This window comes from Streptomyces sp. WAC 06738 (assembly GCF_003945505.1).
Lineage (GTDB): Bacteria > Actinomycetota > Actinomycetes > Streptomycetales > Streptomycetaceae > Streptomyces.
Genome location: NZ_CP029618.1, coordinates 7488024 through 7508822, shown reverse-complemented (window position 1 = coordinate 7508822; position 20799 = coordinate 7488024). Strand labels below are relative to the sequence as shown.

22 protein-coding genes are annotated in these 20799 nt (G+C 75.1%); 9 read left to right on the top strand and 13 right to left on the bottom strand.

Annotated elements, in window-relative coordinates; translation table 11 throughout:
* Positions 1-2 precede the first annotated feature (2 nt).
* Genes DMB38_RS32700 through DMB38_RS32690 form a run of 3 tightly spaced genes read right to left on the bottom strand, consistent with a single transcriptional unit; the run spans position 3 to position 2264 of the window.
* Positions 3-755 carry an SDR family oxidoreductase gene (locus tag DMB38_RS32700; protein WP_125938204.1) on the bottom strand — a complete coding sequence of 251 codons (753 nt, stop codon included), beginning with the start codon at positions 753-755 and terminating at the stop codon, positions 3-5.
* Between the two features lie 37 nt (positions 756-792).
* Positions 793-1596, bottom strand: a complete 804-nt coding sequence (locus DMB38_RS32695; protein WP_125938203.1) for an SRPBCC domain-containing protein — start codon at positions 1594-1596, stop codon at positions 793-795.
* Entirely contained in the window at positions 1593-2264 is a 672-nt protein-coding gene (locus DMB38_RS32690) for a helix-turn-helix domain-containing protein (RefSeq protein ID WP_240662590.1), read from the bottom strand. Before DMB38_RS32690 ends, DMB38_RS32695 begins: the two co-directional genes overlap by 4 nt.
* Positions 2265-2402: 138 nt before the next feature.
* Between DMB38_RS32690 and DMB38_RS32685 the strand changes: the two genes are divergently transcribed.
* Together DMB38_RS32685 and DMB38_RS32680 are read left to right on the top strand one after the other, a co-directional pair.
* Positions 2403-3272: an alpha/beta hydrolase gene (locus DMB38_RS32685; RefSeq protein WP_125938202.1), complete on the top strand. Its 870-nt coding sequence runs from the start codon at positions 2403-2405 to the stop codon at positions 3270-3272.
* Entirely contained in the window at positions 3269-3865 is a 597-nt protein-coding gene (locus DMB38_RS32680) for a DUF4291 domain-containing protein (protein WP_125938201.1), read from the top strand. Before DMB38_RS32685 ends, DMB38_RS32680 begins: the two co-directional genes overlap by 4 nt.
* 73 nt (positions 3866-3938) lie before the next feature.
* Here the strand turns inward: DMB38_RS32680 and DMB38_RS32675 are convergent, their stop codons facing one another.
* Positions 3939-4595 carry a maleylpyruvate isomerase N-terminal domain-containing protein gene (locus DMB38_RS32675; protein WP_125938200.1) on the bottom strand — a complete coding sequence of 219 codons (657 nt, stop codon included), beginning with the start codon at positions 4593-4595 and terminating at the stop codon, positions 3939-3941.
* Between the two features lie 73 nt (positions 4596-4668).
* A complete protein-coding gene (locus DMB38_RS32670) occupies positions 4669-5571 on the bottom strand; it encodes a phosphotransferase (protein ID WP_125938199.1) in 903 nt (300 codons plus the stop codon).
* Positions 5572-5776: 205 nt separating this feature from the next.
* On the opposite strand from DMB38_RS32670, the gene DMB38_RS32665 reads away from it, so the two are divergent.
* The 3 genes from DMB38_RS32665 (at position 5777) to DMB38_RS32655 (ending at position 9062) form a co-directional block, all read left to right on the top strand.
* The gene (locus tag DMB38_RS32665) at positions 5777-7033 is read left to right on the top strand and encodes a DUF6745 domain-containing protein (protein ID WP_240662589.1); all 1257 of its coding nucleotides are present in this window, start codon (positions 5777-5779) and stop codon (positions 7031-7033) included.
* 58 nt (positions 7034-7091) lie between these two features.
* Positions 7092-7550 (top strand): hypothetical protein, encoded by a 459-nt coding sequence (locus DMB38_RS32660; RefSeq protein ID WP_240662588.1) that lies wholly within the window; start codon positions 7092-7094, stop codon positions 7548-7550.
* Between the two features lie 162 nt (positions 7551-7712).
* A complete protein-coding gene (locus DMB38_RS32655) occupies positions 7713-9062 on the top strand; it encodes a hypothetical protein (protein WP_125938196.1) in 1350 nt (449 codons plus the stop codon).
* Between the two features lie 117 nt (positions 9063-9179).
* Here the strand turns inward: DMB38_RS32655 and DMB38_RS32650 are convergent, their stop codons facing one another.
* Positions 9180-9959: an FCD domain-containing protein gene (locus tag DMB38_RS32650; RefSeq protein ID WP_125938195.1), complete on the bottom strand. Its 780-nt coding sequence runs from the start codon at positions 9957-9959 to the stop codon at positions 9180-9182.
* 193 nt (positions 9960-10152) lie between these two features.
* On the opposite strand from DMB38_RS32650, the gene DMB38_RS32645 reads away from it, so the two are divergent.
* Together DMB38_RS32645 and DMB38_RS32640 are read left to right on the top strand one after the other, a co-directional pair.
* Positions 10153-11085 (top strand): ROK family protein, encoded by a 933-nt coding sequence (locus DMB38_RS32645; protein ID WP_125938194.1) that lies wholly within the window; start codon positions 10153-10155, stop codon positions 11083-11085.
* On the top strand, positions 11082-11804 hold the full coding sequence (locus DMB38_RS32640) for an N-acetylmannosamine-6-phosphate 2-epimerase (RefSeq protein ID WP_125938193.1): 723 nt from the start codon (positions 11082-11084) through the stop codon (positions 11802-11804). The genes DMB38_RS32645 and DMB38_RS32640 overlap by 4 nt, the downstream gene beginning before the upstream one ends.
* A 52-nt stretch (positions 11805-11856) precedes the next feature.
* Here DMB38_RS32640 and DMB38_RS32635 read toward each other — a convergent pair whose 3' ends face one another.
* On the bottom strand, positions 11857-12354 hold the full coding sequence (locus DMB38_RS32635) for a lamin tail domain-containing protein (RefSeq protein WP_125938192.1): 498 nt from the start codon (positions 12352-12354) through the stop codon (positions 11857-11859).
* Between the two features lie 108 nt (positions 12355-12462).
* Entirely contained in the window at positions 12463-12984 is a 522-nt protein-coding gene (locus DMB38_RS32630; protein WP_125938191.1) for a pyridoxamine 5'-phosphate oxidase family protein, read from the bottom strand.
* Between the two features lie 110 nt (positions 12985-13094).
* Here DMB38_RS32630 and DMB38_RS32625 point away from each other — a divergent pair, with 110 nt between their 5' ends.
* Positions 13095-14030 carry a sigma-70 family RNA polymerase sigma factor gene (locus DMB38_RS32625; protein WP_125938190.1) on the top strand — a complete coding sequence of 312 codons (936 nt, stop codon included), beginning with the start codon at positions 13095-13097 and terminating at the stop codon, positions 14028-14030.
* Positions 14031-14118: 88 nt separating this feature from the next.
* Positions 14119-15126 (top strand): methyltransferase, encoded by a 1008-nt coding sequence (locus tag DMB38_RS32620; protein ID WP_125938189.1) that lies wholly within the window; start codon positions 14119-14121, stop codon positions 15124-15126.
* Positions 15127-15250: 124 nt separating this feature from the next.
* On the opposite strand, the gene phzG is transcribed toward DMB38_RS32620, so the two are convergent.
* The 5 genes from phzG to DMB38_RS32595 all read right to left on the bottom strand — a co-directional run bounded on the left by phzG (position 15251) and on the right by DMB38_RS32595 (position 20748).
* Positions 15251-15889 (bottom strand): phenazine biosynthesis FMN-dependent oxidase PhzG, encoded by a 639-nt coding sequence (phzG, locus tag DMB38_RS32615; RefSeq protein ID WP_125938188.1) that lies wholly within the window; start codon positions 15887-15889, stop codon positions 15251-15253.
* Positions 15890-15930: 41 nt separating this feature from the next.
* A complete protein-coding gene (locus DMB38_RS32610) occupies positions 15931-16770 on the bottom strand; it encodes a PhzF family phenazine biosynthesis protein (protein WP_125938187.1) in 840 nt (279 codons plus the stop codon).
* Between the two features lie 77 nt (positions 16771-16847).
* The gene (locus DMB38_RS32605; RefSeq protein WP_125938186.1) at positions 16848-18866 is read right to left on the bottom strand and encodes an anthranilate synthase family protein; all 2019 of its coding nucleotides are present in this window, start codon (positions 18864-18866) and stop codon (positions 16848-16850) included.
* Positions 18863-19486: an isochorismatase family protein gene (locus DMB38_RS32600; protein ID WP_125938185.1), complete on the bottom strand. Its 624-nt coding sequence runs from the start codon at positions 19484-19486 to the stop codon at positions 18863-18865. The genes DMB38_RS32605 and DMB38_RS32600 overlap by 4 nt, the downstream gene beginning before the upstream one ends.
* 92 nt (positions 19487-19578) lie before the next feature.
* Positions 19579-20748 carry a 3-deoxy-7-phosphoheptulonate synthase gene (locus DMB38_RS32595; RefSeq protein ID WP_125938184.1) on the bottom strand — a complete coding sequence of 390 codons (1170 nt, stop codon included), beginning with the start codon at positions 20746-20748 and terminating at the stop codon, positions 19579-19581.
* Between the last annotated feature and the right edge of the window lie 51 nt (positions 20749-20799).

Here is a 20799-nt window from a genome sequence, read left to right as displayed (position 1 = left end):
GTTCAGTCCACAATCGCCCCGCAGGTGATGTTCAGCTCGGCCGCCGTGATCGACGCGGCCCGGTCGGAGGCCGCGAACGCGGCGGCGTTGCCGACGTCCTCGTACGTCGCCGTCCGGCCCAGCATCGTCGGCTCGACCAGCGAGGCGACCAGTTCGTCGCGGCCCGCGAAGTCCTCCGGGATCGACTCCGGGATCCCGCCGGTCTTCAGCCCGACCACGCGCACGCCGTGCGGGCCCAGTTCGGCGGCGAACTGCTTGCGCAGCATGTCGACGGCGCTCAGCGCGACCTGGAAGCCGCCGATGAAGTAGTCGTGCATCGGGTCGCCGACGCCGCCGAAGGTGAGCAGCACGCCGGACTTCTGCCGGATCATGTGCCGGGCTGCGGCCTTCGAGGTGAGGAAGGTGGTGCGTACGGCGTTGTGGACGGGCGCTTCGAAGTCGCTCAGCGTCATCTCGGCCAGGGGCGTGCCCTGGATGTCGCCCACGGAGACGAGGTTGATGGAGACGTCGACGCTGCCCGCCTCCTTGGCCACGGCGTCTGCGTGCGCGTCGACGGCGCTCTCGTCCAGCGCGTCGACGACGGCCGTCGACACCGTCCCGCCGGCCTCGCGCACGTCCGCGGCGACGGCCTCCAGGCGCGCGGGGGTCCGGCTGGCCAGGTGCACGGTGGCGCCTTCGCGGGCGAAGCCCAGCGCGACGGCGCGGCCGATGCCGCCGGCACCGTAGACGAGGGCGTTCTTGTCCTTCAGCAGCATGATGATCCTCACTTGTCGAACGCGGCTGTGATGGTCCTCAGTTGTCGAACGCGTGACGGGCGGCGGTGAGCCAGGTGCGCCACCTGTCCTCCTCGCGTGCGGCGGCGCCGGGCGGGGCGCCGTACAGGCGGGCGAGGAGGTTGACCGAGAGCGGGGCGCCGGGGGCCATCGGGAAGCAGGAGAAGGCGTACAGCGCGGGGTACGGCTCGGCGGCGCGCAGCAGGACGTAGCCCGGGCTCCTGGCCTCGACCGTGCCGGCCAGCTCCGGTGCGCCCGCGGGGGTGCGGAACGCGGCGCCGGCGGGGGCCGCCCCGATACCGAGGAGGCGGTCGAGGACGGCGGCGGCGCGGGGCCGTTCGGCGGCGGGCAGGCCGAGGCCGACGAGCACGCCGACGCTGCCGGCCGGGCGGCCGGCGAAGTGCGTGAGGTAGGCACGCAGGACGGTCAGCGACATCCGCCAGCCCTCGCCCGCCCCCTCGACCAGGTCCTCCCAGCCCTCGCCGTCGCGGCGGAAGCCGTTGACGACGCGGACGACGCAACTGCCGCCGCCCGCGGCCTCCACGAGGAACTCCGTGGCCAGCGGCGGCGCGTCGGGGCCCGCGGGCTCCTCGTAGCCGAAGCGGTGCGGCGGGTCCCAGCCGGTGACGGTGGCGTGCGCGGTCTCGCCGTAGGGCTCGCGGTGCACGGTCATCGCGCCGCCCGCGGCGGGGTCGATGTCGGCGGGGAAGAGCCAGGCGGCGTGTCCCGGCCCGGTGGCGATGGCGCGCCACACCTCGTCGGGGGTGCCGGGGACCGTGATCTCGTGGCTGCTGAGGCGGGCCGTGGGGTCGTCGTCCGTCACGGCCGCTCGCCGCCCTCGGCACCGTCCGGCGCCTCCGGTACGTCCGTCGCCTGCGCCGCGTCCGGCGCCTCCGGTGCGCCGGGGTCGACGCCCTTCGGCACGGGGTGGACGGAGACCGTCAGCCGCTGCCAGCGGCCGTCCGGCGCGGCCTCGTCGTGGTACTTGGAGACCAGCCCGTTGACCGCGGCCGTCAGCTCCTCGGCGAACGCCGCCCGGTCGCCCGGCGAGCGGAACCGCACGGCCGCGTCCAGCCCGTAGACCGGCAGCCGCTTGCGTCCGCGCACGGCGTTACGCGCCATGCCGCCGACCTCCGCGACGACCCGGGCCGCCAGCGCGACGACGTACGCCGCCGACAGCCGGTCGCCGTCCGGCCGCGGCCCCCCGGCGGCGGCTCCGAGCGCCTCCGGGGAGACCACGTACCCGGCGGCGCTGGCGACGAGCTGCCGCTCCGTCAGCCCGCCCCAGACGCGGGTGCCCGCGACCTCCACGAGGCCGTGCTTCTCCAGCAGCCGCAGGTGGTAGTTGACCCGCTGCCGGGGCACGCCGAGCCGGCTCGCCAGGGCGGAGGCCGAGGCGGGCGCGCGCAGTTCCGCGAGCAGCCGAGCCCGTACCGGATCCAGGGCGGCGGCGGCCGAGGCCGGGTCCGCGATGACGTCGATGTCCTCCATGCCGCCAAGACTCCTCTTGACAAATAAATTTGTCAAGGGCTGACCTGGGCACCCGCGCCCGATCGGGTACGCGGACACCCGGTCGGCGGGCCGGAATCCGGTTGCCGCGCGGGGAGCGCCGCTGACAGGGTCGTCGCCATGAAGGTCGTCACCGCCCCCGACGGGACCGCGCTCGCCTACCACGACTCCGGTGGCGACGGCGCGCCCGTCGTCTGCCTGCCGGGCGGGCCCATGCAGTCCTCCGCCTACCTCGGCGACCTCGGCGGGCTCACCGCGCACCGCAGGCTGATCCGCCTCGACCCGCGCGGCACCGGCTCCTCCGCCGCCCCGGCCGACCCCGCGTCGTACCGCTGCGACCGGCTCGTCGCCGACGTCGACGCGCTCCGCGCGCACCTCGGCCTGGACCGCCTCGACCTGCTCGCGCACTGCGCCGGCGCCAACCTCGCGGTGCTCTACGCGGCCCGCCACCCCGAGCGCGTCGGCCGGCTCGCGCTGATCACGCCGAGCGTCGCGGCGGTCGGCATCGACATCACCGCGGAGGACCGGCTGGCGGCGGCCCGGCTGCGGGCGGAGGAGCCGTGGTTCCCCGGGGCGTACGCGGCCCTGGTGGACCTCACCGCCGGCCGCGGCGGCGAACGCGGCGCCATCGCGCCGTTCTTCCACGGCCGCTGGGACGACGCGGCCCGCACCCTGGACGCCGCGTCCGGCGAGGACCGCAACGCCGAGGCCGCGGCCGCCTACGGCGCCCCCGGCGCCTACGACCCGCCCGCCACCCGCGCCGCCCTGGCCCGCCTCACCGCCCCGGCGCTGGTCCTCGCCGGGGAGGTGGACGTCAACTCGCCGCCCCCGGCGATGGCCGCGTATGCGGCCCTCTTCGCCAACGCCCGCTGTGCCGTCCAGCCCGCCGCGGGCCACCACCCGTGGCTGGACGACCCGGCGCTCTTCACGGCGGCCACGGCGGCGTTCCTGACCGGATCCCCCACGCGGGCGGAGGAGTTGCCGGCATGACGACGGAAGCACGGCAGGTCCGGGCGCGGCAGACCGCGGACACGGTCACCGTCTACCAGGCGTACGGGCCCGCCATCGCCGGACCGGCGCTGCGGGCGGGCACGTTCGTGCCGCCGTTCAAGCGCGAGCGGATGACGTGGATCAAGCCGTCGTTCCTGTGGATGATGTACCGCTGCGGCTGGGCGGAGAAGCCCGGCCAGGAGCGCGTGCTGGCCGTCGAGATCAGCCGGCGGGGCTTCGAGTGGGCGCTGCGCCACTCCTGCCTGAGCCACCACGACGGCCGCGTGTACGCCACCCGGGAGGACTGGCTGGCGGCGAAGAGGACCAGCCCGGTGCGGATCCAGTGGGATCCGGAGCGGGACATGGCGCTGCGGCCGCTGGAGCGGCGCGCGATCCAGATCGGGCTCTCCGGTCCCGCGGTCGGTGGGTACGTCGAGGAGTGGATCCGCGGGATCGAGGACGTCACGCCGCTCGCGCGGGAAGTGCGCGCGCTGCTGCGGGAGCGGCGGCGCGAGGAGGCGGCCGCGCTGCTGCCGCGGGAGGAGCCCTGCCCGCTGCCGGACGACGTCCTGGCCCGCATCGGCGCCGCGTAGGCGGTGACCTGCGGCCTCCCCCGCGTGCGGCGGCGGCCCCCGGTCCCGTAGGACCGTGGCCGCCGGTCCCCGGTCAGCCCAGGATCAGGGGGAGCTTCGCCGCCAGGGGGCCGAGGGCGGTGCGTTCCGCTGCGGTGGGGGCGCGGCGGCCGGTGGCGATCAGGAGGGCGTCGGTGTCCGTGAAGGACGCCGGGAACGCCGCGCCCGCGATCCGCTCCAGCAGGGCGCGGGTGTCGGCGAGGCCCGCGGCGGGCGGTCCCGGCACGTGCGGGAGGTGTGCGGTGAGGTCGAGGTGGTGCAGGGTCCACTCCAGGACGTACGCCGCGAGGTAGTCGCCCGCGGTGAGGACCATGTCCTGCGTGCTCACCCGCAGCGCCGGGTCGGCGAGTTGCGCGGCCCGGCCCGCGGCGGAGCCGACGTCGTCGAGGTGGAACTTCAGCAGCGCCGGGTCCTCGTACGCCGCCGCCAGCCGGACGGTGAGCGCGTCGAGGGGCTCCGCGCCGGTCGGCGGCTCGTCGCTGACGTGCCAGTAGCGCGCCGCGTCGACCGTCGGCTCGCCGTCGGCGGGGGTGACCAGGGTGATGAGCACGTCCTGCGCGTCGATCACGAGGTGGGAGACGAGGTCGCGGACGAGCCAGCCGGTGCAGCCGGAGGGCTGCGCGAAGTCCTCGTCGCTCAGGCCGGCGACCGCAGCGCGCAACGCCGCCCAGGAGGGCACGAATTGATCCACCTCGGCAACGTAGTCGGCCGCCGCGCCACCGGACAACCCGGTTTCCCGGCGCCCCCCGCTCACGCGCGCGGGGCTACGGCCGGAGCCTGGCGAACGCCTCCATGCGGCGCCGGTGGTACTCCAGGTCCTCCTCGTCGTGCCGGACGCCCCGGGCCACGGCGAGGGCGAAGTACGCGCCCTCGCGCCGCAGCCGGTGCCGCATCAACTGCGTCAGCGTCTCCTCGTCCAGCGCCTCGGCGGTGCCGCCGGCCTCCCGGTAGGCGTCGGCGAACCGGCGCGCGTCCGCCGGGTTCTCGCAGAACTCGTCGGCGAACTCCAGCGCCGCGCTGCCCACCTCCACCTCCGGCGGGGCGACGAAGGACTCGTCCCAGTCGAGCACGGCGACGATCCGCGCCGGGTCGCCGCGGTCGACCAGCAGGTTGCCGTGGTAGTAGTCGCCGTGCAGGGCGTGGCGCGGCAGCGCGCGGGCGGCGAACCCGGCCAGCCACATGTCCAGTTGCGGGTCGTGCAGCCGCGGGTCGTCGTACGCCTCGTCGCCGGCGAGGCCGGTTTCGAGGAAGTTCCGCCGTGGCCGGGGCGGCAGTCGTGCGCCGGCCAGCGCGCGGTGCAGACGGGCCAGCATGCGGGCCGCGGCCGTCGCGGAGCGTGGGTCGCCGCCGTCGGCCCAGACCCCGTCGACGTACGGCCAGAGCGACACCGTGCGGCCCTCGACCCGTACGACCGTGGCGCCGTCGTCCCGGCCCGGGATGGGCAACGGGGCGACCGCCTCGGGGCAGCCGCCGGCCCGCGCGGCGACCGCGACGCGGTGGCACCATTCCGTCTCCGCGGTGTCCTTGCCGTACGCGCCGATCCGCACCACGTGCGCGCCGACCCGCCAGGCGGCGGACTCCTCGCCGCCGTAGAGGCGTTCCGCGGGACCGGTGACGCCCGTCGCCTCCCGTACCGCCGCCGTCAGCGGCACCTCCACGAAGACCACGCCCGTTCACCTGCCCCTTTTCGCGCTACGACGCCCTCTCCCCGCATTCGATCACACGGCAGCGCGGTGGCGCCGCGCCATTTCCCGGCCACGGCACCGGCCCGCGCCCGCGGCCCGAAATCCCCTTGCGCCCCCGCGCCGCCGCTGGCACCCTGGCCGCCATGACTCACGGAAAGGCGCACACCGCCTCCCTCTGGTGACCGCGGTGACCTCTGCGCGCGGGGCTTCTCCCCGCTTCGACGGTTCACTTTCCTCTTCCCGCGAACGCCTGTCCCTCGCCGTCGCCCTGCGCGACGACTGGCTGGGGCACGCCTTCTCCACCCTGCCCGCGGACCGGCCGGCGGCGGAAGCCGCCGTCACCGGGCTCTACGGCCTGGCGGGCGCGCCGCCACCGCGGTTCGTCTGGATCCCCTCCCCCGCAGCGGCCCCGCCGGCGCTGCGGGACGAGCAACCCGCCTTCGCCCGCCCGCGGCTGCGGGCCGCCGACGCGCCCGCGCGCTGGGCGGACTGGCCCGTCGCCTCCCGGCTCGCGTCACTGCTTTCCGCGCTGCGTACCCGGCTCGACCGGCGCGTCCCGCGCCTCTGGCCGGTGGGGCACCGCCCGCGCCCGGCATGGCACCAGGTCGCGCACACCATGACGGCCGAGGACGCGCTCAGCGACGGCTACGCGCTGCGCGACGTCCTGTGGACCGCCGTCCACGACCCGCTCGCCGCCACGCTGCTCGACGGCCCGCGGCCCGCGATCCGCACCGCCCTGCTGCCCGCCGCCGGCGCCGGACCGCTCGGGCTCACCTTCCACGGCCAGCACGACGCGCACTGGATCGGGCACTACGACATCCACGCCCGCCTCGGCCTCGCCGCCTACCGCGCCTCCGACACCCGCCAACTCGCCCTGTGGGCCGCCCTGGCCCGCGCCGCCGGCTGGTGGTGGCCCGGTGAGGGGGTGTGCGTCGTCGCGGAGCGGCCCGCCGAGGTGCACACGGAGCCGCTGCCCGGCGCCCGCCACGGCGAACTGCGGCTGCACCACCCCGGCCGCCCCGCCGTCCGGTACGGCGACGGCGCCGAGGTGTACGCGCTGCACGGCACCGCCGTGCCGCGGTGGGTCGTCACGGAACCGACGGTGGCGCGGATCCACCGCGAGCCGAACGTCGAGGTGCGCCGCTGCGCCATCGAGCGCATCGGCTGGGACACGTACGCCGACCGGGCGGGACTGCACCTGCTCGCGGAGGCCCCCGACCCCGGCAACCCCGGGTCCCACCTGCACCTCTACCACGTGCCGCGGCGCGTGTGGGGCACACCGGGGCGCGTCCTGCTCGTCGTCAACGGCTCCGTCGAACCCGACGGGCGGCGCCGCCGGTACGGGCTGAGCGTGCCCGCCGGCATCGACGACCCGGTCGCCGCGGCCGGCTGGTCGTACGGGCTCAGCGGCCCGCAGTACGCACGGCTCGCCCGCCGCACCTGACGTGCGGCCCTCCTTCTCCTCCCGCCTGCTCCCCTTCTCCCACCCCGAGGTGATGCACATGACCACGTCCGCAGCCGTGACCCTCGCCGACCTCACCGCCAGGACCGGCCTCGACGTCCTCGCCCACCTGGAGCGCGAGGTGACCATCCCCGTCGTCGCCGGCCTCCAGGCGCAGGGCGACCTCATCGTCGTACCGCTGGCGCTCCTCGACGACGTCACCGTCCCGCCGCACACCCGCTGGACGGCCGTCCCCGCGGGCGGCGTCGAGCTGCTGCGCGGCGCCGCCGGCGGCAACCCGCACACGCTCGTCGCCGACCCCGGCACCTGCCGCTGGAGCCGGCGCGTGCACGACCCGCAGCGCCTCGCCCTCGGCGTCCTCGACGCCACGGCGGTCGCGTACCTCATCCACCCGGAACACGGCGGTACGGGCATCGCCCCGGGCGCGTACGTCATCCGGCGCCAGCGCGAACGGAGCGAGAGCACGGGGCGGTTGGGCAACCGGTTCATCGCGGACTGACGGCGGCCCCGCCCGGGGCGGCACGCCCCGGGCGGGCCCTGGTCCGCGCGGTGGGCCCCGGAGGTGGCTAAACCGGACCGGTTCCGTCGTTCGGGACCCTTCCCCTTCTCGTTCCGGTACGGTCCTGGCTTCGGAATCGGCCCGTAGCACAGGGGTGAACCAGTGGCGGACGACGTCGGCGAGCTGATCGAGCGGCTCGCCCTGTGGCGGACCGGGGACGGCGGCTACGACGAGGTGAGCCTCCGGGAACGGGCGATCGTCGCGCTCCAGGAGCGGGGACCCGAGGTCGTCCCGGTGCTCGTCGACCGGCTCGACGCCCTCCTCGCCGACCACGCCGCGCACCTGGAGCGGGTCGCGGCCGTCACCGCGGTGTGGGACGCCTGGTACGAGGAGGGCGACGCCCTCGTCGACGAGCACGGCGTGGGCAAGGTGTTCGAGCTGGAGCGGTACCGCACCGTCCCCAGCGACAGCCTCCCCCAGCGCGAGCCCCGCGACGAGCACTACCAGGACCCGTACGACCTCAAGCAGGGACTCGTGGAGGCGCTGCGCCGCATCGGCGACGACCGGGCGGCGCCCGTCTACGGCCGCGCGCTGCGCGACCGGGCCTGCATCCACTACGCCGCGACCGCGCTGCGCGGCACGCACCTCGACGGCGCCGTGCCCGCGCTGCTCGACGCCGCCGCGAGCATCGAGCCCGACGACATGGCCTTCCCCGAGGTGCTGCGCACGCTGGAGCACTACGGCGCCACGACGGCGCAGGTACGGGCCCGGTTCGAGGCCGAGTCCGGGCCGCAGGCCCGGGTCAGTCTCATGCACGTGATGAGGAAGCTGCCCGGGGACGGCTCCGGCCGGCCGGCGGACGAGGAGATCGCCGACGCGCTCGTCTTCCTCGCGATGAGCCGGTCGGCCACGGACCGGTACGGGGCCCTCAGGGAGCTGAAGACGCTCGGCACGCTCGACGCCCTGCCGGGGGACGCGGCGGACGCGCACGGCTCGTGGGACGCGGCCCCGGGCGGCGCCGTCATGGAGGCGCCGCCGCCCGCCGAGGCGATCCACGCCGCGATCGTCCTCGCCGCGCACGGCGACCCGCCGGGACACGACGGCGAACTCCGGCGCCGGCTGCGGCACATGGCCGAGGACGCCCCGGCCGCCGCCCGGGCCGTCACCGCCGTGCTCGCCCGCGAGCCGCGTGCCCCCGACGCCGAGCTGGAACTCGCGCTGCGGCTGGCCCTGCGGCTCCATCCCGACCGGGTGGCGGAGCACCTGCCGCTCCTCCGCGCGCTGCACGGGCTCACCTCGTACCCGCCGGGACGCGCGGGCGCGCTGCGCGCGCTGCGCCGCGACGGGATGCTGTTCGTGCTGATGCTGCACGAGGACCCGGTGCTCCGCGAGGAGGCCCGGGCGGTCTTCGAGGACGTCGCCGAGCCGGCGGACCGGGAGCGGTTCGCCGAGTACGAGGCGCTGCGGATGGGCACGTGGGGGCGGCTGGTGCGCAGGTTCAGGCGGCACTGAGCGGGCGGGTGCCGGCCGGCCCCGCCCGGGTCGGGCGGGCCGGGCGCCGGGCGTGCGCAGGGGCGTTGACGGTACGCACCCACCGTTCCGCCGCACTACCGGCGGGCTCTCGCCGGGTCAGTGCCCCGCGTCCCCGCCGCCGGTGCGGCCGGCCGCGAGGCGGCGGCGTACGGGGGCGTAGTGCGCCGTGACGGCCCGGGTGAAGGCGGCCGGGTCGCCGCTGCGCGCGGCGTGCACGATGCCCGCGTGCGCGGCGGTCGTCTCCGCCCGGTCCTCGCGCGTGGCCATCCGCAACTGCGGGGCGACGATGGCGTACACGTCCCAGAAGGCCATCGAGAGCTGCCCCATCAGATCGTTGCCCAGCGGCTCGACCAGCAGGGCGTGGAAGGCACGGTCCGCCGCCACGAAGTCCGCCTCGGCGCCGCCCGCGTCGGCGCGCATCTCCTCCACCAGCGCGTCCAGCGCGTCGAGCCGGTCGCCGTCGAGCCGGGCCACGATCCGCTCCGCCATGCCCCGCTCGAACAGCTCGCGCACGTCCACGAGATCGGCCATCACCTGCACGTCGCCCTCCGGGCCGAGCAGCCCGCGGAACGCGAGGCTCTCGACGAGCGCCGACAGGCTCAGCCCGCCGACGTAGGTGCCGTGCCCGTGCCGTACGTCGACGATGTCGAGGGCGTGGAGCGTCTTGACCGCTTCGCGGACGCTGGAGCGGCTGGCGCCGAGGGCGGCGCACAGGTCGGCCTCGGTGGGCAGCGGGTCGCCGGGACGCAGCCGGTTGGCGAGGATGTAGCGCTTGATGCCCTCGGTGACCTCCAGCCGGAGCAGGGATCTGCCGGTGGGCGTACCCGCCGCGCGGGCCGCGCTCGCACGGACTTCCCTGGCACGGGCTTCGGTCATGCGCGCGCTCCCGCCTCTTGACCCGCTTCGACCCCCGGGCTACGGTCACACGCTATCAGGCATCGGACATCAGACATCCGATCTCCCACTCCTCTCGCTCCGCACCAACCGCCTCTGCCTCCGCCTTCGTTGACATGCCGTACGTACCGGGAGGACGCGTGCCCCGCCGCAACCGACCCGCCGCCGGGCCGCGATGACCGTCGTCGCCGCGCTCGACATCGGCGGTACGAAGACCGCCGCCGCCCTGGTCGACCAGGACGGGCGGCTGCTGCACCGCCGCACCGCGCCCACGCCGGCCGCGGCCGGGCCCGCGGCGGTCCTCGACGCCGCGGCGGCGGCCGTGGCGGAACTCGCCGCGGCCGGCGGCCCGTACGCGGCCGTCGGCGTCGGCAGCGCCGGCGTGATCGACGCCGCGGCCGGCACCGTGCTCTCCGCCACCGCCGCGCTGCCGGGGTGGGCCGGCACCGCGCTCCGCGACGCACTCGGCCGCCGCCTCGGCGTCCCCGTCGCCGTCGGCAACGACGTGCACGCGCACGCGCTCGGCGAGACCTGGCGCGGCGCGGCGGCAGGACGCACGCACGTCCTGCTCGTCGCCGCGGGCACCGGCATCGGCGGCTCGCTGATCCTCGGCGGCCGGCCCCTGCGGGGCGCCCGCTCCGCGGCGGGACACCTGGGCCACCTGCCGGTCCCGGCCGCGGCGGGCCGCCCGTGCACCTGCGGCGGTACGGGCCACGCGGAGGCCGTCGCGGCGGGCCCGGCGATGGCGGCGGAGTACCAGCGCCGCGCGGGGGAGGCGGCGAGCGGAGACCCGGCCGCGGGCCGCGGTCTCGCGGTCGTCGCGGAGCGGGCGGCGGCCGGTGACGCGGCGGCGGTGGCGGTGCTGGCGGAGGGCGCCGCGGCGCTGGGCGAGGCGGTGGGCGGGCTCGTCAACGCGCTCGATCCCGAACTCGTCCTCGTCACCGGCGGCGTGAGCCGGTGCGGCCCGGTCTGGTGGCGACCGCTGCGCGCGGCGATCACCGCGACGGCGCTGCCGCTGCTGTCGGACGTCCCGGTCGTCCCGGGAGAGCTGGGAGACGACGCGGCGCTGCTCGGCGCCGCACGGCTCGCACTGGAGGCGATCGCGTGAGCGCGCGCAGCGACGGCGACGGCGACGGCCGGGATGGTGCTGCTCTTCTCGCGCGGCTGCACGGGCGGTTGGTCGTGTCCTGCCAGGCGTATCCGGGCGAGCCGCTGCGCGACCCCGACACCATGCGCCGCATGGCGCTCGCCGTGCTCGACGGCGGGGCCGCGGGCATCCGCGCGCAGGGGCTCGCGGACCTGCGGGCGATCCGGGCCGCGACCGGTGCGCCGCTCATCGGGCTCTGGAAGGACGGGGACGGCGGCGTCGTGATCACGCCCACGGCGGCGCACGCGCGGGCGGTCGCGGAGGCCGGCGCGGACGTCGTCGCCGTCGACGCCACGGACCGCCCGCGGCCGGACGGCCGGGACGTGGCGGAGTCGTTCGAGGCGGTGCGGCGGGCGGGCCGGCTCGTGATGGCCGATGTCTCGACGTACGAGGAGGGGCTGCGGGCGGCCGACGCGGGCGCCGACCTGATCGGCACCACCCTCTCCGGCTACACCGGCCGCTCCCCCGCCCCCGGCACGGGTCCCGACCTCGGTCTGGTGGAGCGGCTGGCGGCGGCGGTACGGGTGCCGGTGCTCGCGGAGGGGCGGATCGGGACGCCGGCCGAGGCGGCGGAGGCGCTGGCGCGCGGTGCGTACGCGGTGGTCGTCGGCACGGCGATCACCCACCCGACGACGCTCACCCGCCGGTTCACCACCGCACTCGGAGCCACCCGCGGGTGACGCATCCACCGGGCGCCGAGCGCCCGCCCCCTCGGCCGTCCGTCCCCGGCCCTCAGCCGTGGTACGTGATGTAGCCGTTGCCGTCCCGGTCGTCGGCGCTCTTGGTGTACCTGTGCACGTCCGCCCGGCTGCCGCTCGACTTGACCAGATAGATCGTGTCCTTGTCGTTGTTCCACATGAAGTTGCAGTTGTCGCGGTAGACGACGTTGTCCGCGTCCGAGTCGCGGCCGTTCCCGCCCCGCAGCTTCACGTGGTCACCGGGCTGCAGATAGTGGTTCGCGCGGAACTCGAACCGGTTCCCGGCCGCGTCCTTGACGACCCATCCCTTCAGGTTCACCGTCCGGCTGGACGAATAGTTCTTGATCGCCAGGTACTCCTTGTGGGTGTTCCCGCCGGAACACCTGTTGGAGTCCCGGCCGGGTGCGTCGTACTGGACGCCGCGGACCTTCAGCGGCGAGCTGTACTCGGCGGCCTGTGCCGGTGTGACGGCGAGCATCGTCAGCGCGCCGCCGGCGGCGGCGATGGCGGTGACGACTCCGTGGTTGCGCATGTGTGCGAACCCCCCATGTCTCGATTCGGCAGGAGGTTATGCGCGTAGCACCGCACGCGGGCGTGCCGAGAGGGCACCCGAAACGGCCTGCCCGGCCCTTGCGCCCCCCTAGGCGACGCCCAGCTTGGCGGCGTCCGGGGCGAAGACCGTCATCCAGTGGGGGGTGAGCCGGTAGAAGACGACTTCCTCGTCCCAGCGGAAGGCGTTCTCGCCGTAGAAGTCCTTGAAGTACGCGAGGAGTTCGGGCCACTCGGGGTCCGGCTCCCCCTCCGCGGGGTTGAGGGTGACCGCGTCGCCGTGGGTGAACACGCCGAGGTCCTCGCCGCGCATGTGCGCCACGCTGGCCGCGGGGCGGGCCGCGAGGTGGCGGGCCTTGGCCGCGGTGCGGGCGGTGCCGAAGTACCAGGTGCCGTGGAGGAAGTGGCCGTCGGCGCCGCTGATGCGGGGTTCGCCCTTGGCGGTCACGGTCGACAGGGCGAGGGTGCACATCCCGGTGAGGACGCGGGTGAGCTGTTCCGCGGTGAGCGTGCGGCCGGTGTCGATGATCGAGCGGAGATGGCCGGTGGAGCGGGCCAGCGAGGTGTCGAGCAGGTCCTGGAGGAGTCGGAGTTCTTCCGGGGTTTCGCGCATCCGGTCACCGTAGCGGGGCAGGAAGCCCTCGGCCGGGTGTCCGGGCGCCCGTCACATCGGCGTGTTCTCGCGGGTCAGATATATGAGAGGGAACGGGAGAGGACCGGGCTTTGACGAGTGAACACGACTGGCTGGCGGAGCGCTTCGAGACCGATCGGCCCCGGTTGCGCGCGGTGGCGTACCGGATGCTGGGGTCGGTCCCGGAGGCGGACGACGCCGTCCAGGAGGCGTGGTTCCGGCTCAGCCGCTCCGACACCGGCGAGGCGGAGAACCTCAGCGGCTGGGTCACGACGATCGGGGCCCGGGTGTCCCTGAACATGCTGCAGTCCCGCAGGTCCCGCCCCGAGGTGCTGGTGGACACGACGGACGCGGGCGATCCCCAGGACGAGCTGTCGCCGGATGATCCGGAGGAGGAGGCGGTGATCGCCGACTCGGTCGGGCTGGCGCTCCTCGTCGTCCTGGACACGCTGACGCCGGCCGAGCGGCTCGCGTTCGTGCTGCACGACATGTTCGCCGTGCCCTTCGAGGAGATCGCGACGGTGGTCGACCGCTCCCCCGCCGCCGCCCGGCAGCTCGCCGGCCGGGCGCGGCGGCGTGTGCAGCGGTCGACGCCGACCGCGCGGCGCGGGGAGTCCTTCGGTGTGTACGACGCCGCCGCTTCTCTCCCCTCGGGGAAGGCGGATCTGGCGACGGCGTTCCTCGCGGCGTCACGGGAGGGGAATTTCGAGGCGCTGCTGGCGATGCTGGCACCGGACATCGTGCTGCGTACGGATGCGGCGGCGATGCGGATGAGTCTGGAGGCCGGGCTGCGGGGAATGCATCCGATCACGGACGTGCCCGAGATCCGCGGCGCGGACGCGGTGGCGCGCGTGTTCGCGGGCCGGACGTGGAATCCGGCTCCGGCGCTGATCGACGGTGCGGCGGGGCTGGTGTGGCTCGTACGCGGGCGGCCGCATGTGGCGTTCCGCTTCGCCACGGAGAACGAAAGGATCACGGCGATCGACATCAAGGCCGATCTCGACGGTCTCCGCATCGCCTTCGAGTAAGCGCCCCGACTGCGGGGGCGAATGATAACAGGAACCTGCCACGACCGGGCTGCTATCAGCCGATCGAGGCGCGACCTAAGGTGTGTGCATGGACGAATCTACCGATCTCACCGAGCGGTTACTGGATTTATCACAGGGCTATCTGCGCACGGCCTCGCTCCATGCGGCCGCGGAGCTGCGGCTCGCCGATCTGCTGGCCGGGGGTCCGCGTAGCGCGGACGACCTGGCGGCGGAGGCGGGTCTCGACGCCCCCCATCTGGCGCGGCTACTGCGCTATCTGGCGGCGTTCGGGGTGTTCCGGCAGGAGGACGACGGCCGGTTCGCGCTCACCCCGCTGGCGCAGTTGCTGCGCTCGGATGTGCCGGGGTCGATGCGCTCGTACGTGGAGATGCACGGCCACGACATCTTCGTGCGGTCGGCGACGGGGCTCGCCGAGGCGGTCCGTACGGGTGGGAACCCGTTCGAGGCCGAGTTCGGGATGCCCTTCTACCAGTACCTCTTCGGCAACCGCGAGTTGGGCATGCAGTTCGACGCGAGTATGGCGTCGTTCTCCGAGGCGCTGAGCGACCAGGTCGCCGCGGCCTACGACTTCGGCTCCGCCCACTCGGTGGTGGACGTGGGCGGCGGCCGCGGCGGGCAGTTGCTGGCGATTCTGCGGCGCAACGCGCATCTCGAGGGCACGCTGATGGACCGCGAGCCGGTGGTGGCGGGGCACGTGCTGGACGTGCCGGAGCTGGCGGGCCGGTGGCGCGCGGTGGGCGGTGACTTCTTCTCGGCGGTGCCGGAGGGCGGGGACGTCTACATCCTGAAGCACGTGCTGGCGAGCTGGCCCGACGATCAGTGCGTGCGGATCCTGGAGGTGTGCCGGGACGCGATGCCCGACGACGGCCGGTTGCTCATGGTCAACGCGCTGGTGCCGGAGGGCAACGAGCCGCATCCGGCGAAGGACGTCGACATGGTGATGCTGACGGTACTCAACGGCAAGGGCAGGACGCAGGCGGAGTACGAGGATCTGATGCGCAAGGCCGGGCTGGTACCGGGGCAGGTGCTGCACGTCTCGCAGCACGCGGCGATCATCGAGGCGACGAAGTCCTGAGACCCGGCGGCCGGGGCGCGCGAAATGCGGCGCGGGCGGCCGGCGGCCCGGAGGGATCCGGGGCGCCGGCCGCCCGCGCCGTTCGCCGTGGTACGGGCGCGGCGCCCGCGGGCGCCGCGCGCGGCTACGGCTGGAGGCGGACGGCGGTCCAGCCGTCGCCGTCGCGGTCGTAGCGCAGCCGCAGGTGGAGCCGGTCCGGGCGGTGGGCCCAGAACTCGATGTCGTGGGGCTGCAGCCGGTAGCCGTAGAAGCGCTCGGGGCGGTCGAGGGCCTTGCCGTCGGCGCCGAGGCGGGCGGCTTCCGCGCGCAGCGCCGCCGGGTCGGCCAGCGGTTCGCTCTGCCGGGAGGCCACCGACATGGCGTGCAGCGGGATGGCCCGGGCCTGCCAGAGGCTGTCGGACTCGGCGAGGGGGACTGGCTCGACGGGCCCGGAGAGTTTGATCTGCTGGCCGGTCTCGCGCCAGTAGAGGAGTCCCGCGGCCCAGTTGTTCTCTTCGATCTCGCGGCCCTTGCGGCTGCTGGCGTGGCTGGTGAAGAGCACGCCGCGGTCGTCGATCGCGCTGACGAGGACGATGCGCGAGGAGGGCCGGCCGCGCTTGTCGGCGGTGGCCAGCGCGAGCGCCTTGGGTTCGCGGACCTGCAGTTCGACGGCGCGGTCGAGCCAGCGCTGCACGAGGCCCACGGGGTCGGCGGGCGGGTCGTCGTACTCGGGGAAGTCCGCGTCGTTCTCGACGGTGAGGCTTTCGAACTTGCTGGTGTGCATGTGGTGCCTTTCTGCGGTGGCCGCCCGCCGGGCGTACGCGTCTAGAGGAAGAGGGTGCCGCGTCCTACGGTGACGCCGTTGCCGCCGACGTGCACGGCGTGGATCCGGTCGCCGTCGCCTTCCGCGGTGGCGAGCATCAGGGAGGGGCGGCCCATCTCGACGCCCTGGAGTATCTCGACCTGTTCGCCGTACGCGGCGAGGCCGTGCCGGGCGAGGTGGATGGCGAGCGGCCCCGCGGCCGAGCCGGTGGCGGCGTCCTCGACGACGCCGTACGCGGGTGAGAACATCCGGGCGCGCCACTGCCGGCCCTGTCCCGCGAAGCAGTTGGCGGCCATGTCGGGGAACTCGGACAGGGCACGGTGGTCGGGCCGCAGCGCGGAGAGCGCGGGGACGCTTTCGAGGCCGACGAAGACATGCCGGGGGCCGTTGCGGTAGACCTCGACGGGGGCGACGGAGGTGTCGGCGCCGAGGGCGGCGAGGAGTTCGTCGGCTTGTGCGTAGGGCTCCCACACGGGGTGGGGCTGGCGCATGCTGACCTTGACGGCGCCGTCGTCGTCGGTGAGGTGGACGGGGATGACGCCCATCGCTGTTTCGAGCTGCAGTTCGTCCTGCTTGCGGGTCTCGCCGAGGGCGACGGCGGTGCCGAGCAGGGGGTGTCCCGCGAAGGGCAGCTCGTTGACGGGGGTGAAGATGCGGATGCGGGCGTCCCCGCCTTCGCCGGGCGGGAGCACGAAGGTGGTCTCGGAGAGGTTCATCTCCCGGGCGATGCGCTGCATCAGGTCGGGCGTCAGTTCCCTGGCGTCGAGGAACACGGCGACGGGGTTGCCGCTCAGCGGCTTGCGGGAGAAGGCGTCCACCAGCATGTAGTCGAGTTCGGGCATGTACGGCTCCTGACGGGCGGATACGGGTTCGTGGGTGGCCCCGGGTGGCGGGGTTCAGGTGGTGGGCACCGGGTGGCTCACCGGCCGATCGCCCCGAGCAGGGCGTCGCCGATGAGCCGGGGTCCTTCGACGGTGAGGACGGATTCGGCGTGGAACTGGTAGGACGCGAAGTGCGGGCCGCGCAGCGCGTCGATCTGGCCGGTGGCCGGGTCGCGGCTGACGCGGACGCGGCCGACGCCGGGGACGTCGAATGCGTCCGCGGGGCTGACGGCGGCGAAGGTGTTGTAGTAGCCGACGTGTTCGCGGCGGCCGAAGAGGTCGATGGCGCGCTGGACGCCCTGGTTGGGGCGGTCGCGGCGGACGAGGTCGAGCCCGAGGCGGAGGCTGAGCACCTGGTGGCTGAGGCAGACGGCGAGGAACGGGGTGCGGTCGCGGAGCAGTCCCGCGACGGCGGTGTCGAGCGCGGCGATCTTCGGGTCGGCGGTGGCGCGGGGGTCGCCGGGCCCCGGTCCCATGACGACGAGGTCGAAGCCGTCGACGGCGTAGGGCTCGTCGAAGCGGCGTACCTCGGCGGTGGGGCCGAGCGCTTCGAGCTGCTGGACCATCATCGCGGTGAAGGTGTCCTCGGCGTCGACGACGAGGACCTTCATGCCTTCCAGCGCGGGTACGGTCAGCGGTCGGGCGGCGGTGGCGGCGAGCCAGAAGTCGGCGATGCCGGTGTTGCGGCCGCGCAGCACGTCGCGGACGGCGGGGTGGTCGGCGAAGCCCGGAGTGCGGGGCGCGGTGCCGGCGGCCTCGGGCTCCGCGGCCGGTGCCGCGGCGGCCGCGGCGGCCGCCGGGGTGCGGGCCGGGTCCGCGGCGGTGTCCGCGGTGCCGTCCGCGCCGAGGGCGTCGAGCAGCGCGGCGGCCTTGGCACGGGTCTCCGCCGCCTCGCCCTCCGGGGACGAGTGGCGTACGAGGGTGGCGCCGACGGAGAGCGCGAGCCGCCCGTCGTCGGCGATGTCGGCGGTGCGGATGAGGATGGCCGAGTCGAGGTTGCGGCTGCCGGTGGGCTCGTCGCTGACGAGCGCGGCGATGCCGCTGTAGTAGCCGCGGCCGTGGGGTTCGTGGCGGGCGATGACACGCGCGGCGCTCTCGACGGGGCTGCCGGTGACGGTCGGCGCGAAGAGCGTTTCGCGCAGCACGTCGCGGATGTCGCGGGTGGTGTGGCCCTCGATGAAGTACTCGGTGTGGGCGAGCCGCGCCATCTCCTTCAGGGCGGGCCCGGTGACCCGGCCGCCCGCGGGGCAGATGCGGGACATCATCTTCAGTTCCTCGTCGAGCACCATGTACAGCTCGTCGGTCTCCTTGCGGTCGCGCAGGAAGGCGGTGAGGCCGTCGAGGGTGGGGCCGCCGGCGGGGTAGCGGTAGGTGCCGCTGATGGGATTCATCACGGCGCGGCCCTCGTGGACGGAGAGGTGCCGTTCGGGGGTGGCGCCGACGAACGTGCGGCCGTCGGCGTGGATGGCGAACGTCCAGTAGGCGCTGGGCTCCAGGGCGATGAGCCGCCGGAAGACGGTGAGCGCCGCGCGCGCGGGGTCGTCGCCGACGTCGGCGAGGAGGGTGCGCTTGATGACGAAGTTGGCGCCCTCGCCGGTGCCGATCTCGCCGGTCACGACGCGCCGTACGACGTCGGCGTACTCCTCGTCGGAGAGGTCGAAGCGGTGGCCGGTGAGCGCGGCGGGGGTGCCGGGGAGCCGCGCGAGGGTGTCGTCGAGCGGCACCGCGGCCTGCTCGGTGACGTTCATGGCGATGAGCGGGGCGCCGTCGTCGGGGGCGGCGAAGCCGCGTTCGGTGAGCTGCCGGTAGGGCACGACGAGGAGCGTGCGGTGGGCGGTGGCGGCCGGCGGTTCCGCGTCCTGGTCGGGCAGCGGGAGCCCGGCGAGCGTGGCGGGGTGGGTGACGTCGCCGAGGAGGACGTCGACGGTTCCCGGGGTGCCGCTCTCCGGCCGGTGCAGGAGGGCGTACGCGGGCGGGAGGGGCCCGGCCAGCAGCCGGTCGAGCAGCGCGGCGCCGGAGCCGGCGGCGGACCGGCGGGAACCGGGGGCGGTGGTCATGCGAAGATCTCCGCGCTCGGGACGACCATGCCGCAGCGCTGGGCCACGTAGTCGAGGGTCATGCGGTGCCGGTCGGCGGAGAAGTCGGCGACGGCGTCGGCGGCGAGGAACACCTGGATGTCGTGGGTGAACGCGTCGATGGCGGTGGCGAGTACGCCGACGTGGGCGTAGACGCCGCAGAGCACGAGCTGGTCCCGGCCCTCGGCGCGCAGCCTGTCGAGCAGGCCGGACTTGTGGAAGGCGCTGTAGCGCCACTTGGTGAGCAGCCAGTCGCCGTCGGCGGGGGCGAGTTCGGGGACGACCTCGCGGTCCTCGGGTGCGGTGCGCATGCCCGGGCCCCAGAAGTCGACGAGCAGGCCGCGCTCTTCCGGGGTCATGCCGCCGGGCTGCGCGGAGTAGGCGACGGGGACGCCGAGCCCGGCGGCGCGCTTGCGGAGCAGCGCCGCGTTGTGGACGAGCTGGCCGCGGACCGGCTCGGGGAAGGGGCGCAGGAAGAACCGCTGCATGTCGTGGACGACGAGCACCGCGCGGGCGGGGTCGGGGGTCCACGCCGCGAGGTTGGCCGGCAGGGTCTCTGCCGTCGGCAGCTCGTACGGGTCGATGGCAGGTATGCCGACCACGGTGGGGCTCCTTTCAGGGTGCGGTGGGTGCGCGGGCTGAGGGGCGGGGCCGCGCCGCCGGGGCCGGGAGGGCCCGGTGCCCGGTGTGGCTGTCAGCGGGCCTCGGCCCACGCGGCGACGAGCCGGTGGGCCTGGCCGGGGTTGAGCCGGGGGTCGCAGAAGGTGGTGCGCCGGCCGGCGGACCCGATGGCGGCCACGTCGGTGGCGCACTCGGTGACCGGGTCCGGGGTGGTCTCCAGGTGGAGTCCGCCGTTGATGCCGCCGGCGGCGCCGACGACGTCGCAGAACCCGTGGATCTCCGCGAGCATGGCGCCCATGAGACGGGTCTTCAGCCCGTCGGGTCCCGTGATGGTGTTGCCGTGCATGGGGTCGCAGATCCACACGGCGGGGTGGCCGGCGGCCCGCACGGCCTGGACGAGGGCGGGCAGCCTGCTGCTGACGAAGCCGGCTCCCATGCGGGCGATGAGCACGAGGCGCCCGGGGCTGCGGTCGGGGTCGAGGCGGGCGGCGAGTTCGGTGACGTCCTCGGCGGTGGTGCCGGAACCGATCTTGCACGCCACGGGGTTGACGACACCGGCCAGCAGCCCGACGTGGGCGCCGTCTGGCCGGCGGGTGCGCTCGCCGACCCACGGCAGGTGCGCGGAGGCGAGGTAGCTCGCGCCGGTGGCGGTGCGCCGCACCATCGGCGTCTCGTAGTCGAGGAGCAGCGCCTCGTGGCTGATCCACACCTGTTCCGCGTCCGGGCGGCCGGCGTTGACGCCGTCGAGTTCGCGAACGACGGCCTGGGCGGCACGGAAGCAGGTGAGGATGCGCCACGGGTCGTGACGGCGCGCCTGGGCGTCCGGCTCGGGGGCGTTGACCATGTGCCCGCGGTAGACGGGCAGGGTGGTGTCGCCGACCTGCTCGACGGGCTTGGAGCGGGGTTTGGCGAACTGCCCGGCCATGCGGCCGACGCGCAGGGCGGGACGGCCGGTGATCCCGGCCGCGGTGCCGGCGAGCGCGTCGAGAAGGTCACTCTTGCGCCGTACGTGGTACGGGGTGGACTCCGCGGGGTCCTCCGCGCAGTCGCCGGCCTGGATGAGGTCGGCGCGTCCCTCGGCGACGGCGGCGAGTAAGAGCCGCAGCCGCGCCGCGCCGTCGTCGGTGACGAGCGGCGGCGCGGCGTCGAGAGCCTCGCGCACCCGTCGCACCTGGCCGGTGTCCTCCCACACGGGTTGCTGGAGCGCGGGTCGTGCGTGGAAGTCCTGGACTGAGGTTGGCACGGTCTCCCCCTGCCGGGTGTGCGTGTCGAAGTTCGCGGGTGATGGGCCGGC

Bases quoted from the DNA above. Each gene is read 5' to 3' on its own strand.
- DMB38_RS32700 (WP_125938204.1), bottom strand. From the start codon at position 755: ATGCTGCTGAAGGACAAGAACGCCCTCGTCTACGGTGCCGGCGGCATC.
- DMB38_RS32690 (WP_240662590.1), bottom strand. From the start codon at position 2,264: ATGGAGGACATCGACGTCATCGCGGACCCGGCCTCGGCCGCCGCCGCC.
- DMB38_RS32685 (WP_125938202.1), top strand. From the start codon at position 2,403: ATGAAGGTCGTCACCGCCCCCGACGGGACCGCGCTCGCCTACCACGAC.
- DMB38_RS32680 (WP_125938201.1), top strand. From the start codon at position 3,269: ATGACGACGGAAGCACGGCAGGTCCGGGCGCGGCAGACCGCGGACACG.
- DMB38_RS32660 (WP_240662588.1), top strand. From the start codon at position 7,092: ATGACCACGTCCGCAGCCGTGACCCTCGCCGACCTCACCGCCAGGACC.
- DMB38_RS32650 (WP_125938195.1), bottom strand. From the start codon at position 9,959: ATGACCGAAGCCCGTGCCAGGGAAGTCCGTGCGAGCGCGGCCCGCGCG.
- DMB38_RS32645 (WP_125938194.1), top strand. From the start codon at position 10,153: ATGACCGTCGTCGCCGCGCTCGACATCGGCGGTACGAAGACCGCCGCC.
- DMB38_RS32635 (WP_125938192.1), bottom strand. From the start codon at position 12,354: ATGCGCAACCACGGAGTCGTCACCGCCATCGCCGCCGCCGGCGGCGCG.
- DMB38_RS32630 (WP_125938191.1), bottom strand. From the start codon at position 12,984: ATGCGCGAAACCCCGGAAGAACTCCGACTCCTCCAGGACCTGCTCGAC.
- DMB38_RS32620 (WP_125938189.1), top strand. From the start codon at position 14,119: ATGGACGAATCTACCGATCTCACCGAGCGGTTACTGGATTTATCACAG.
- phzG (WP_125938188.1), bottom strand. From the start codon at position 15,889: ATGCACACCAGCAAGTTCGAAAGCCTCACCGTCGAGAACGACGCGGAC.
- DMB38_RS32610 (WP_125938187.1), bottom strand. From the start codon at position 16,770: ATGCCCGAACTCGACTACATGCTGGTGGACGCCTTCTCCCGCAAGCCG.
- DMB38_RS32605 (WP_125938186.1), bottom strand. From the start codon at position 18,866: ATGACCACCGCCCCCGGTTCCCGCCGGTCCGCCGCCGGCTCCGGCGCC.